The organism is Sanguibacter keddieii DSM 10542 (genome assembly GCF_000024925.1).
Classification (GTDB): domain Bacteria; phylum Actinomycetota; class Actinomycetes; order Actinomycetales; family Cellulomonadaceae; genus Sanguibacter; species Sanguibacter keddieii.
Map to the genome: position 1 here is coordinate 3,029,669 of NC_013521.1, position 12,982 is coordinate 3,042,650.

General features: G+C 72.3%; 12 protein-coding genes. 5 read left to right on the plus strand and 7 right to left on the minus strand.

The window, feature by feature from the left end; genetic code table 11:
• Positions 1-158: 158 nt before the first annotated feature.
• Together SKED_RS19105 and SKED_RS13360 are read left to right on the plus strand one after the other, a co-directional pair.
• Complete coding sequence (locus tag SKED_RS19105) at positions 159-2,519, plus strand: S8 family serine peptidase (protein WP_052293896.1); 2,361 nt, start codon at positions 159-161, stop codon at positions 2,517-2,519.
• Between the two features lie 54 nt (positions 2,520-2,573).
• Positions 2,574-2,834, plus strand: a complete 261-nt coding sequence (locus SKED_RS13360; protein WP_042438062.1) for a type II toxin-antitoxin system Phd/YefM family antitoxin — start codon at positions 2,574-2,576, stop codon at positions 2,832-2,834.
• A 66-nt stretch (positions 2,835-2,900) separates the two neighbouring features.
• Here the strand turns inward: SKED_RS13360 and SKED_RS13365 are convergent, their stop codons facing one another.
• Complete coding sequence (locus tag SKED_RS13365) at positions 2,901-3,410, minus strand: DinB family protein (protein WP_012867698.1); 510 nt, start codon at positions 3,408-3,410, stop codon at positions 2,901-2,903.
• A 164-nt stretch (positions 3,411-3,574) separates the two neighbouring features.
• Positions 3,575-4,426: an SDR family oxidoreductase gene (locus tag SKED_RS13370; protein ID WP_012867699.1), complete on the minus strand. Its 852-nt coding sequence runs from the start codon at positions 4,424-4,426 to the stop codon at positions 3,575-3,577.
• A 159-nt stretch (positions 4,427-4,585) separates the two neighbouring features.
• Here SKED_RS13370 and SKED_RS13375 point away from each other — a divergent pair, with 159 nt between their 5' ends.
• Positions 4,586-5,050, plus strand: a complete 465-nt coding sequence (locus SKED_RS13375; RefSeq protein WP_012867700.1) for a winged helix-turn-helix transcriptional regulator — start codon at positions 4,586-4,588, stop codon at positions 5,048-5,050.
• Positions 5,051-5,093: 43 nt separating this feature from the next.
• Here the strand turns inward: SKED_RS13375 and SKED_RS13380 are convergent, their stop codons facing one another.
• Positions 5,094-6,428 (minus strand): carboxylesterase family protein, encoded by a 1,335-nt coding sequence (locus SKED_RS13380; RefSeq protein WP_042438065.1) that lies wholly within the window; start codon positions 6,426-6,428, stop codon positions 5,094-5,096.
• Positions 6,429-6,562: 134 nt separating this feature from the next.
• On the opposite strand from SKED_RS13380, the gene SKED_RS20040 reads away from it, so the two are divergent.
• Both SKED_RS20040 and SKED_RS13390 read left to right on the plus strand, forming a co-directional pair.
• On the plus strand, positions 6,563-7,201 hold the full coding sequence (locus SKED_RS20040; protein WP_012867702.1) for a helix-turn-helix domain-containing protein: 639 nt from the start codon (positions 6,563-6,565) through the stop codon (positions 7,199-7,201).
• Positions 7,198-8,505: an MFS transporter gene (locus SKED_RS13390; RefSeq protein WP_012867703.1), complete on the plus strand. Its 1,308-nt coding sequence runs from the start codon at positions 7,198-7,200 to the stop codon at positions 8,503-8,505. Before SKED_RS20040 ends, SKED_RS13390 begins: the two co-directional genes overlap by 4 nt.
• A 6-nt stretch (positions 8,506-8,511) precedes the next feature.
• Here the strand turns inward: SKED_RS13390 and SKED_RS13395 are convergent, their stop codons facing one another.
• The 4 genes from SKED_RS13395 to SKED_RS13410 all read right to left on the minus strand — a co-directional run bounded on the left by SKED_RS13395 (position 8,512) and on the right by SKED_RS13410 (position 12,959).
• The gene (locus SKED_RS13395; protein WP_012867704.1) at positions 8,512-9,675 is read right to left on the minus strand and encodes a N(5)-(carboxyethyl)ornithine synthase; all 1,164 of its coding nucleotides are present in this window, start codon (positions 9,673-9,675) and stop codon (positions 8,512-8,514) included.
• A 306-nt stretch (positions 9,676-9,981) separates the two neighbouring features.
• Positions 9,982-10,971 (minus strand): SDR family oxidoreductase, encoded by a 990-nt coding sequence (locus tag SKED_RS13400; protein WP_012867705.1) that lies wholly within the window; start codon positions 10,969-10,971, stop codon positions 9,982-9,984.
• A gap of 9 nt (positions 10,972-10,980) precedes the next feature.
• Complete coding sequence (locus SKED_RS13405; RefSeq protein WP_012867706.1) at positions 10,981-12,003, minus strand: carbohydrate ABC transporter permease; 1,023 nt, start codon at positions 12,001-12,003, stop codon at positions 10,981-10,983.
• Positions 12,000-12,959, minus strand: a complete 960-nt coding sequence (locus SKED_RS13410; RefSeq protein ID WP_012867707.1) for a carbohydrate ABC transporter permease — start codon at positions 12,957-12,959, stop codon at positions 12,000-12,002. Before SKED_RS13410 ends, SKED_RS13405 begins: the two co-directional genes overlap by 4 nt.
• Positions 12,960-12,982 lie beyond the last annotated feature (23 nt).

Consider the following 12,982-nt stretch of genomic DNA (forward strand, 5'->3'; position numbering starts at 1 on the left):
ACCGCCGCTTGCCCACCATTTGTCACACCCTCGGTGCCCCTTCACCCGGGTGGAGTCCGCAGATGTGCTCACGCTCACCCCATCCCTACCGACTGGTAGCGACGAAGAGATGAGTGAGCGGCAACCGGCCGTCGCAGCAGACTCGAGAGACGTGGACCATGCCCGCCCCCCTCCCCGCACCACACCGAATCGGTGCTGTCGTCGTCACGACGGCACTCGCCGTCGGATGGATCACCCTCCCCGCGCACGCCCAGACCTCCGACGCCGTGCAGCCGACCGCGACGCAGGGCGAGACAGCACCGGAGACGGGCTCGCCCTCCGACACCCCGCTCGACCCGACCGCCCCGGAGGCCGCGCTCGAGCCCACCGAGCCGTCGGAGCCGACAGAGCCCTCGACCACGGACGAGACTGCGCCGCTGGCGGACCCTGAGGTCACGGCGCCCGCTGCGGACGACGCCCCGGCGGCACCGACCGACGCGTCGCCGTCCGAGCCCACCCCGCGCGAGGTCACGGCTGACGAGGCCGACCCCGCGCCGAGCGACGCCCCGGCACCCGGCACGGACCCCACCGACGTCCCCACGCTCCCCGCCGCGGGTGACGACGAGGTCACCACGTGGCTCGTCGAGGTCGACCCGGCCCACGACCCGGTCCCGGCAGAGCTCGCGACCGAGGACATCACCGCCGTCCACGAGTACGAGGACGCGCTGCAGGGCTACGCCGTCGAGGCCACCGCGGACCAGATCGAGGCGCTCGCCGACGTCGAGGGCGTCCTGAGCGTCGAGCCCGACCTGCCCGTGTCCATCGACGAGAACTCGACGCAGGACCGTGCCCCCTGGGGTCTCGACCGCGTCGACCAGGCCACCCTCCCCCTCGACGGACGGTTCACCTACCCCCGGACCGCCGGGTCCGGCGTCCGCGTGTACGTGGTCGACACCGGGGTCGAGCGGACCCACACCGAGTTCGGCGGGCGGGTGACCGCCGGGTTCAACGCCCTCCCGGACGGCGTCGCGACCGCAGACTGCAACGGGCACGGCACCCACGTCGCCGGGACCGTCGCGTCGCGCACCTACGGGGTCGCCAAGTCCGCGACCATCGTGCCGGTGCGGGTGCTCAAGTGCGGTGGGTCCGGGAGCGTCTCGGACGTCATCCGCGGGCTCGACTGGATCGTCGCGAACCACCCGAAGGGCACCCCGGGCGTCATCAACATGTCGCTCGGCGGCGGGACCAGCTCCGCGCTGACCCGCGCCGTCGAGGCGGCCACCGCCTCCGGCCTGCTCGTGGTCGTCGCCGCCGGCAACTCGAACAGCGACGCCTGCCTGTCGTCGCCCGCGTCGGCGCCCTCGGCGCTCACGGTCGCCGCGACCACCATGACCGACACCCGCGCCTCGTTCTCGAGCTGGGGTCGCTGCGTCGACGGCTTCGCGCCCGGCGCGCGGATCGTCTCGACCATCCCCGGGAACGGCACCGGCACCAAGTCGGGTACCTCGATGGCCGCCCCGCACGCTGCCGGCCTCGCGGCCCTGCTGCTGTCCGACACCCGCACGCTCACGCCGAGCCAGGTGACCGAGCGTCTCGAGGCGAACAGCGGGCGTGGCGTCAAGGACGCCGGCCCCGGCAGCCCGAACCGCATCTTCGGCGTCGGCTCCGCGCCCTCGACCACGCGCCCGGGAGCACCCGCACCCGGCGTCCCCACGAAGATCGTCGCGTCGAAGGTCGGGACCACCGCGGCGACGGTGACCTGGACAGCACCCGCGGGCACCGCACCGACCGGGTACAGCGTGCAGCACTCGACGAACGGCACCACGTGGTCGAAGGCCGTGACCGTCACCAACAGGTCGATCCGGCTGACCGGCCTCAAGGCGAGCACCACCTACACCGTGCGCGTCAAGGCGCTCGCCGGCAGCGCCACGAGCGCCTGGGCCAAGGCCAGCATCAAGACCGCTCCCCGCCCGTCGGCCGTGCGGTCGCTCAAGGTGACCTCACGAGCGCCGTCGACCGTCGGCCTGAGCTGGGGCGTCCCGGCGACCTCCGCGGCCCTGGTCGTGGACTACACGATCGAGACGTCCCGCGACGGCAAGACGTGGACCACCTACGCCGACGGCGTGAGCACGAAGACCTCGACGACCGTCCGCAAGCTCGCGCCCGGGGTGGCGTACACCTTCCGCGTCACCGCGGTCGCCGACGGCAAGACCACCGGAGCCGCGACGACGGTCCGCGCGAAGACGCTGGCGGCCCCCTCTGCGCCGCGCTCCGCCAAGGTCACCGCACGGGCGGCGACCACCCTGTCGCTCTCCTGGCAGGCCCCGAAGACCTCGGGCGCGCAGGTCACCGGTTACCGCGTGCAGGTCTCGCGCGACAAGCGCACCTGGACCACCGTGACCGACGGCAGCAGCTCGGCCCGCACCGCCAAGGTCACCGGCCTGAAGAAGGGCACGCCGTACACCGTGCGCGTCCTCGCCAAGTCCGGCACCTCCTGGGGCACCGGCTACGCCACCCTCTCCACCTCGACACGGAAGTAGCGACGCCCCCCAGCAGTACTGCTCCCGAGGCTCGAGAGCGCTAGCATTCGGGCCATGTCCACGACAGTGTCGCTCGCGCTCGCGAAGGCGCGCCTGCCCTCCATCGTCGGCTCGGTGGAGGCCACGCACGACCGCGTCATCATCACGCGGGCCGGCGAGCCCGCCGCCGTCCTCGTCTCGCTGGACGACCTCGCAGCCCTTGAAGAGACGATCGAGATCCTCTCCGACGGCGCGGCCGTCGCCGAGCTCGTCCAGGCCCGATCGGAGATCGACGCCAAGACGACCATCGAGCTCTCAGAGCTTCGCCGAGGATGACCCGCCGCTCTCGGCACAGACGGCTCGGTGGATCGCGGGCTGCCGCCTGCGGTCGCCCCTCCGCCCCTACTCCCCCGTGACCCCGTCGAGGAGCTCGCGGAGGATGTCGACGTGGCCGAGGTGGCGCGCGGTCTCCTCGATGACGTGGACGAGCACCCAGCGCAAGGACGGGTACTCCGGGTTCTCCGGCGCCTCGTCGAGGTCGTGCCGGAGCAGGACCTCGTCCGCCTCGGCCCACGCAGCCCGGTAGTCCTCGACGATCTCGGCGAGCGAGTCCGCCCCGGTGACGCGGAACTCGCCGTCCGGGTCGTCGTCCCCGCCGAACCGGCGGTCGTAGGGCCGCTGCTCGACGGCCTCGACGAACCACGAGCGCTCGACGTCGGCGAGGTGCCGGATGATCCCGGACACCGTGGTCAGGCTCGGGACGAGACGCCGCGCGGCGTCCTCGTCGGACAGCCCCTGGGCCTTGATCACCACGGTCTCGCGGTTGAGCATGAGGAACCCCATGAGGGTGCTCTTCTCGTCGCCACGTCCCGGAGGCTGCGTCCTCGGGGTGCCCTGCGTCACATCGCCCATGGGGCTGAGTGTAGGAGCCTCACCCTCGGACCGGAAGGGCGCGACGTGACGTCCCCAGACCGGCGCAGAGACGGCCAGGCCCGGCGCGCCGTGGTGGCGCACCGGACCTGGCCGGGAAGACCTCGAGACGCCTCTGGGCGCCGTCGGCTCAGAGCACCGTCGGCTCAGAGTGCGGCGCGCAGCGCCTCGACGAGGCCGGTGGTGGGGCGGCCGAGGAGGGTCGAGAGGTCGTCCGTGGCGGTCGCGAGCTCGCCGTCGCGGATGTTGCCGTCGAGGGCGACCACGAACCCGACGGTCCCCTCGTCCAGGCCGAAGCCGGCGAGCGTGGCCGCGTGCTCCTCGGGGGTGGCGCGGTGGTAGGAGACCTCGCGGCCGAGGACCTCGCCCGCGGCGGCGGCGAGCTCGTCGAAGGTCCAGGCGACATCGCCGGTGAGCTCGTAGACCTTCCCGGCGTGCGCGTCGTCGGTGAGGACGACGGCTGCGGCCTCGGCGAAGTCGGAGCGCGGTGCGCTCGCGACCCGGCCGTCACCGACGCTCGCGAGGATCTGGCCGGAGTCGGCGGCCTGCTTGACGGCGTCGAGGTAGTTCTCGGTGTACCAGTTGTTGCGCAGGACGGTGGTCGCGAGGCCAGAAGCCGCGAGGTACTCCTCGGTCGCCTTGTGGTCGGGGGCGAGGATCAGCGAGGACGTCGTGGCCTGCGGGGCGCTGGTGTAGACGACGCGGCCGACGCCGGCGGCCTTCGCGGCGTCGATGGCGTTGACGTGCTGCGGCACGCGCTGGCCGACCTCGGAGGAGGAGACGAGCAGCAGGGTGTCGACGCCGGCGAAGGCGGTCGCGAGGGTCTCGGGGCGGGAGTAGTCGCCCTCGCGGACCTGGACACCGCGCTCGGCGAGGTCGGAGGCCTTGGCGGGGGTGCGCACCACGGCGACGACCTGGTCGGCGGCGACGCCGCGCTCGAGCAGGGCGTCGACGACGAGGCGTCCGAGGTGTCCGGTGGCTCCGGTGACAGCGATCATGGCGATGTGCTCCTTGGTTCGTGGGCCACAGGTCTGGCCTGCGGCGAGGTCGGCTATCCGCTGAGCATGGCACTAACTTTTAGAAAGTGCAATCGAATGCACAGTGCGTTCTGCATCACAGCACTGTCTGAATTGCCAGCGTGAGCGTAGACTCGTCCCATGCCCAGCACCGAGACCTCCTCGCTCACCACTACGGCCACCGAGCCGACGAGCCCCGCGAGCGCCTCGGTCGACCTCGCCCTCGACGACGACCTCTCCGCCTTCGCGCCTGACGTCTTCCAGCGCGGCTGCAGCTCGCGGCAGACCCTCGAGATCGTCGCGTCCAAGTGGGGGGTGCTCGCCGTCGCCGCGCTGCGCGACGGCTCGGTGCGCTTCAACGCGCTGCGCCGCAAGATCGACGGCGTGAGCGAGAAGATGCTGTCGCAGACCCTCCAGGCGCTCGAGCGCGACGGCCTCGTGGTGCGCGAGGTCCGCGAGACCATCCCGCCGCACGTCGAGTACAGCCTCACGACGCTCGGCGTCCAGGTGTCCGACAGGCTGGCCGCGCTGATCCGCGTCATCGAGGACGCGGTCCCCGAGGTGGTCGAGGCCCGCGAGACCTACGACGCCCGCCGCCCCGCCTGAGCAGCCTGCTCCAGCCCGTCGGCCGGGAAGCGGTCGACGCCCCTCAGCGGACCGCTGCGCACCTCAGGACCCCGGGGACGTCCGTCCCCCGGCCGAGGTCCTCGCCGCGGGCGAACGCACCCCAGACGGCGCGCACCTCGCGGCCCGCTGACTGGATCTGCTCCCAGGTGGCCCCCTCGACGAGCTCGGCGCGCGCCCAGGTATTCTCGTCGCCGAACAGCAGCGGCAGGTCGACCGTGTGCGCGGCGCCCCACGGGTTCCCGGGTGCCGCCCAGGACAGGACGTAGTGGTGCGCCCGCCCGCCTGCCCGTGCGTGGCGCCGGGCGAACCGCCGTGACGAGCGTCCGTAGACGGCGGCGGTGAGCGCGGCGACCAGCCCGCGCTGCACGAGGCGCCCGACCACAGGGAGCGCGACCGCCCGACGGACGGCGGGGACCTCGCGGACGAACAGCCGCGCCTCCTCGGACGTGTGGCCGACGAGCACGTCGATGTCAGGTGCCACCGCGTCCCAGACCGCGTCCACGTCGTCCTCCGCGGGCAGCGGCGCGTGCCCGTACTGGGTGCCGAAGGGCATCGCCGCCCGCAGCCCGGAGCCCTTGGCCGCCCCCGCGACCCTCGACTGCTGTGCTACCACCTCTGCGACCGGCGTCTGCGCGGTGACGTCGCCGGCCGCGGCGAGCATCGCGTCGTTCATCGCCCGGCGTCCGCGCGCGATGCCGAGCGGTGCGCTCTGGACGATCGCCCGGCCGAACAGCTCGCTCGCCCCCGGGGTGGCCATGAGGTGCGCGACGGCGTCGCCGCCCGCCGACTGGCCGAAGGCGGTCACCCTGTCCGGGTCTCCACCGAAGGCGGCGATGTTGCGCTGCACCCACCGGAACGCCTCGACCTGGTCGAGCAGGCCGAGGTTCGCGGGCCGGCCCGAGCCGCCGCCGAGGTAGCCGAAGAGCCCGAGCCGGTAGGTCACGGTCACCACGACCACCCGCTGCTCCGCGACGAGCGGCGCCGGGTCCATGACCGAGACGTCTCCGGCTCCCGAGGTGTAGGAGCCGCCGTGGATCCACACCATCACGGGGAGGCCCTCCCCCGGGTGCACGTCCTCGGGGAGGGTGACCGAGAGGTTCTGGCAGTGCTCGTCGGTGGCCAGCGCACCGAACTCGCTGCCCAGGACGCGCTCGAGGAACACGACGGGGGCCTGCGGGCAGGCCGGCGCCCACTCCGACGCCTCGAGCGGCTCAGACCAGTCGGCGGCGGGACTCGGGGCCTGGAAGCGCTCGGCGCGCGCGTACGGGATGCCGGTCGCCCGGACCACCCGCGCGTCGGCGTCGGTCCACCCGACCACGGGTCCGCAGGGCGGGGCGAAAGCAGGTCGGTCGGTCATGGGTGCCCCTCTCGGCGTCGGCCTGCGCCACGTCGGGTCACCCCGCGAGCGCGCACTGGTTCGAGACTATCGCCTCGATCCGTATTCTAAAGAAGTCTTGCGCAAGACTTCTTGATGTTGCTACCGTCCTGGTCATGCCCGACACCCCGCCCCGCCCTGCTGCAGGCTCCCGCCATGTCGTCACCTCCGACCCCGAGCGCATCCGGGCCCTCGCCCACCCCCTGCGCCTGCAGCTCCTCGACCTGCTCGACGAGCACGGGCCGTCCACGGCGACCCGCTGCGCGGGGCTCACCGGGGAGTCCGTGGCCAGCTGTTCCTTCCACCTGCGCACGCTCGCGCGCCACGGCTTCATCGAGCCTGCGGAGCGAGTAGGACGCGAGAAGCCGTGGCAGGTCGTCGGGCAGGGACGCCGGACCCGGTGGGACGCCGAGGAGCCCGGGTCGCTGCGTGCCGTCACCGAGCTCGCCCGGATCACCGTCGAGCGCGAGTCCGCGAGGATCTCCGCGTGGCTCGACCGGGCGAGCACCCTGCCGCCCGAGTGGCTCGACGCGTCGACCATGACGCGGGCCACCTTCTGGGCCACCGCCGAGGAGATGGCTCAGCTGACCGCCGAGATCGAAGGGCTCGCGGCGCGGTTCGACGGCCGGGCAGAGAACCCTGCGCTCCGCCCCGAGGGGGCACGCAGCGCCCACCTGTGGGCGGTCGCCCACGGCGACGTGGACGTGGCGTCCAGCGACGGGGCCGTGGCGCCGGTCGCACGGGACGACGCGTGAGGTCGACGCCGACCCCTGCCTCGACGACAGCCCGATCGGCGCTGCGCTCCCCCGGGTTCCGGCTGCTCACCGTCGCCTGGGGCTTCACCAACTTCGCCGACTCGGTCCTCGCGCTCATCCTCGCCGTCTGGGTCAAGGACCTCACCGGGTCCGACAGCCTGGGTGGCCTCGTGTTCGCCGCGCTCGGGCTCCCGGCGCTCGTCTCGCCGCTGCTCGGCCAGGTGGCCGACAGGGTCTCCCGTCGCCGGATGATGACCGCCACCTACACCACCGGCGCCGTGAGCCTGCTCGCCCTCTTCGCCGTACAGGGCCCGCGCGACGTGTGGGTCGTGTTCGCCGTGACCGTCATCTACTCCCTCGTCGGCTTCGCGACGACCGCCGCGCAGTCGGGTCTCGTCCGCGACATGCTGCCCGACGAGGCGCTGGCCGCGGCCAACGGTCGGCTGACCACCATCGACCAGGTGTTCCGGCTGACCATGCCGCTGCTCGGCGCCGGCGTCTACGTGGCCACCGGACCGCTGCCGCTCGTCACCGCGGCAGCCGCCTCCTTCGCGGTGGCCGCCGTGGTGGTCGCCAGGATCCGTCTCGTCGAGACCCCGCCGACCGCACGCGACGAGCGCGAGCCGTTCCGCACCGAGGTGACGGCCGGGTTCCGGCACCTGCTGCGCACCCCGCCGCTCGGCGCGCTCACCGTGGCGCTCCTCGTGGCCTGCGGCGCGGTCGGGCTGCTCAACGCCTCGAGCTTCGCGATCATCGACCAGGGGCTCGGGCTCGGTCCAGAGATGCTCGGACCGGTGTCGAGCGTGCAGGGCGCCACCGCGATCGTGGCGGGTCTCACCGCGGCGCGGCTCGTCGCCCGGTGGGGGTCACCTCGCCTGGTGACCGTCGGGCTCGGGGCCGTCGCGCTCGGGGTGCTCCCGGCGCTGGGCAGCAGCCTGGTGGGCGTGCTGCTCGGGCTCGGCCTCGTGGGCCTGGGCATGACGTGGGCGATCGTCGGCTTCGTCACCGAGCGGCAGCTGAGGACGCCGCCCCGGCTCCAGGGGCGCGTCTCGGCCGCGACCAACATGCTGCTCAACGTGCCTCAGCTCGCGCTCACCGTCGTGGGGGCCTCGCTCCTCGGCCTCGTCGACTACCGCGTGCTGCTCGTCGTCACCGTGCTGGGCATCACCGCGGGTGCCGCGGTCGCGCTCCGCGAGGCCGCGCGGACGCACCGGGCTCCCCCCTCGGTCGCGGCCGACCCGCCCGCGACCGACCCACGCACGACGCCCGCCACCCCCGACCGGGCGGGCAGCGGGCCCCTGTGACGCCCGTCAGCCTGCGACGGCGTGAGGGTACTCCTCCGCGCGGTGCTGGAACCTCGTGATCGCGGGGTTCTGCACGACGCCGTCGCGGATCTCGATCGCACGGGAGACCGTCTCGTCCGACGCCCACCCGTCGGGGCCCTCCATGACCGAGCGCAGAAACGGCAGCACGGCGTCGCTGATCTCCCAGGTCGCCGAGTTCCACAGGTACGACGGGCTGTGGTCGACCGCGTAGTAGAGGATGTGGTCGCCGACCTCGAAGGTCGGTTCCGCGAAGGTGGTCGGGCGGGCCCACGAGAAGCCCATGCCCTCGTCGCAGGACACGTCGACCACGAGGCTCCCGGGCGCGAAGGCACCGAGGTCCGACTCGCGGAGGTACGTCTGCGGGGCGTCCGTGTCCTGCAGGGTGCAGTTGACCACGATGTCGAACTCCGCGAGGTACGGCGCGAGCGGTACGCGCCCCTCCTCCGTCAGCACGTGGCTGAGGTGGGGCGCGGCGTCGTCGTGGTCGAGCTGCACGATCCGCGCCGCGTGGATCGGGGAGCCGACGGCCGCGACGTCACGGTTGGTGAGCACGTGGACGTCGTGCACGCCGTGGGCGCGCAGGGCCGTGACGGCGCCGCGGGCGGTCGCCCCGAAGCCGATGACGATCGCGTTGAGCCGGCGCCCGTAGTCACCGGTGGAGCCGGCGAGCTGGAGGGCGTGCAGCACCGAGCAGTAGCCGGCGATCTCGTTGTTCTTGTGGAACACGTGCAGCGCGAACCGGCCGTCGCTCGACCAGTGGTTCATGGCTTCGAAGGCGATGAGCGTGAGGTGCCGGTCGATCGCCTGCTGCGTCATGTCGACGTCCTGGACGCAGTGCGGCCACCCCCACAGGACCTGTCCGTCACGCAGCCCGTCGAGCTCCGCCGCCTGCGGCTTGGGCAGGAGGACGACGTCCGCGTGCTCGATCAGCTCGTCCCGCGGGAGGACCTTGCCGACGAGGCCGGCGAGGCGGTCGTCCGTCATCCCGAAGGCCTGGCCGTAGCCGGACTCGACGATCATGCGCTCGCGCAGGTCGACGTCGATACGCTCGAGGTGGGACGGGTGGATCGGCAGGCGACGCTCGTCGGGCTTCTGCGACGTGCCGAGCACGCCGAGGGTGAGGAGCGGGCGGGCAGGCTCTCCGGGCACCTCGTGCGCGGGCTCGCCCGCGAGGCCGAGCGGTGCGCCGTGCCCCGCCGCTGGGGTGTCGCGCGGGTCGTGCTTCGGACCGGACTGCTCTGACCTGACGGTCATCGTCGCTCCCTCGGAGGGTCACCGCCATGGTGACCCTCTCTCAAGAGTACGCCTGCGCTGCACCAAGAACAGACCAAGTGGGGCGCCAGGCGCATCGGTGCAGGTCACGCCCCGAGACTGCCGGCCGCCCCGTCGACGACGCACGAGGCGCCTCGGCCCGCCTCTCGCCACGCCCCTGACGGACGTGGCGAGCACACCGGCTCAGACGCGGAAGCGCTCGACGAGGTCGTCCATGAGCGCGTCCATCCGTGCGTCGACCTGGCGGCGTGCCGGGTCCCCGTCGTGCCAGGCGACGATCTCCCGTGCGCCCTGCTCGAAGGTCCGCTCGGGACGGAACCCGGGCGCGACGCTGCGGATCTTCGCGTTGTCGAAGACCATCGAGTGCGCCTTGTCGCCGAGCAGCCCGGCACCCCACCCGGCGTCCACGGCGGCGATCGCGTCCGAGGGCACGTGGACGATCTTCGCCTCGACGCCGGCCGCCCGGGCGAGGGTCTGGGTGATGTGGTCCCAGGTGAGGGCCTCGTCCGAGGTGATGTGGAAGGTGTCGCCGACCGTGCGCGGGTTCGCGAGCAGCGGCACGAAGCCGAGCGCGAAGTCCTCGGTGTGCGTGATGGTCCACAGCGAGGTTCCGTCGCCGTGCACCACGACCTCCTTGCCCGCGCGCATCCGCTCCACGACCGTCCAGCCGCCGTCGAGCGGCACGGACGTCTGGTCGTAGGTGTGCGACGGGCGCACGACGGTCGCCGGGAAGCCGGCGTCCCGGTACGCCGCGACGAGCAGGTCCTCGCACGCGATCTTGTCCTGCGAGTAGCCCCAGAACGGGTTGCGCAGCGGCGTCGACTCGAGCACCGGGAGCCGCGAGGGCGGTGTCTGGTACGCCGAGGCGGAGCTGATGAACACGTACTGCCCGGTGCGGCCGGTGAAGAGGTCGACGTCCTGCTGTACGTGCTCCGGGGTGAAGGCGACCCAGTCGACCACCGCGTCGAACTCGCGCCCGCCGAGCGCCTCGCGCACCGACCCCGGGTCGCGGACGTCGGCGCGCAGCGTGCGCACCTCGTCGGGCAGGGAGCGGGTCGACGACGACCCGCGGTTGAGGACGGTGACGTCGTAGCCGCGCTGGACGGCGAGCCGCACGCTCGCCGAGCTGATGACGCCGCTGCCGCCGATGAACAAGACCGTGGGTGCACTCATCGCTCGACCCTAACCCTTGACGGCGCCGCCCATGCTGGCGCCGTTGAGGAACACGCGCTGGAACAGCAGGAAGATGACGACGGGGATGACGGTCGCGATCGCGAGCGCCGCGAGGAACACGTCGAGCTCGATGAACCGCTGGAGCGCGGGCAGCCGGACCGAGAGCGGCTGGAGCGCCGGGTCGGGCAGGACCAGCATCGGCCAGAGGAAGTCCTTCCACGCGGCGATGATCGCGAACACCGACACCACCCCGAGGATCGGCCGCGACATGGGCAGGACGATGGCCCAGAAGAGCCGGAACGGCCCGGCCCCGTCGACGCGCGCGGCCTCGAAGACCTCGCGCGGCAGGTTGTCGAAGAACCGCTTGATGATGAGCACGTTGAAGGCGCTCGCCCCGGCGGGCAGCCACACCGCCCAGAAGGTGTTGAGCAGCGAGTCCTTCAGCAGCGGCGGGTCGAGGATCGTCAGGTACAGCGGCACGAGGAGCACGATCGACGGCACGAACAGCGTCGCGAGGACCATGCCCATGACGACCTTGCCGTAGCGGGGCCGCAGGACGGACATCGCGAAGCCGCCCGTGGTCGCCACGACGATCTGCACGAGCCACGACCCCGCCGCGATGATCACGGTGTTGAGGAAGTACTTGTCGATCTCGACGCGGTTCCAGGCCTCGGAGAGGTTGGCCCAGTCGACCCCGTTGGGGAACAGCGCCATCGGCGCCCGCAGCGTGTCCTGCGTCGGGGTGATCGCCGACTTCGCGAGCCACAGGATCGGGCCCAGCCCGACCACGAGCAGCAGCACCAGCAGCACGCCGTGCACCAGGTTCATGCCGCGCCGCACCCGCGGCCGGTGCCAGTCGGCCGACGAGATCGCGGTGCGGTCGGTCGGCTCGGGTGACGACGAGCGCCGGCGGACGACCGGGGCGGCGGCAGGCGCGGCGGCAGGCGCGGTGCCGACCGCCGCGTGGTCCTGCTCGACGGGGAGCACGGTCGTCGTGCGGCTGGTGCTCTCGGAGGGAGACGAGGTGCTCATGACTGGCTCCAGGACCGGGTGAGGCGGAAGTAGAGGATCGAGAACACGGCGAGGACGCCGGCGAGCATGAGGCTGAGCGCGGTCGCCGAGCCGTAGTTGCCGCCGAGGCTGTTCCCGAAGGCGTAGTTGTAGATGAGCAGCAGCACCGTGAGGGTCGAGTTCGCGGGCCCGCCGCCGGTGAACAGGTAGGGCTCGAGGAACACCTGCGCAGTCCCGATGATCTGCAGGATCAGCGTGATGAACAGGACCCCGCGCAGCTGCGGGAGCGTGATGTGCCAGATCTTGCCCCAGATGCTCGCGCCGTCCATCTCCGCGGCGTCGTACAGCTCGGGGGCGACCGAGGTGAGGGCTGCGATGTAGATGATGATCGTGCCGCCTGCACCGGCCCACGTCGCCTCGAGGACGAGGGACGGCATGGCCGTCGACGGGTCTTGCAACCAGGGGAACGGGCCGAGGTTCACCCAGCCGAGGATGGTGTTGAACACCCCGGTGCTGGACCCGTCGTAGAAGAACTTCCACAGCAGCACGGCGACCACCGGCGGGACGACGACCGGCAGGTAGGCGAGAGCCGAGAACAGGCCCTTGCGGCTGCGCACCTCGCTCATGAGCACCGCCGCGACGAGCGGGACGGGGAAGCCGAAGAGCAGCGCGAGGAAGGCGAAGTACAGGGTGTTCTTCACCGCGGTCCACAGCAGCGGGTCGGCGAGGACGTCACGGAAGTTCTGCAGCCCGACGAACTCGGGCGCGGTGACGAGGTTGGTCTCCTGCACGCTCATGATCGCCGCGCGGACGATCGGGAACCAGGAGAAGAACCCGAAGATCACGATGACGGGGATCATGAACGCGAGCGTGCTGAGCCCTCCGTTGCGCGCCCAGCCCACGACCGACCGTGGCGGACGGCGGCGCGGCGGGACGTCTGAGCGGGGCTGCTCGGTGAGCTCGGTGAGAGCACTCACGAGGGGACCATCCTTCGAGGGCT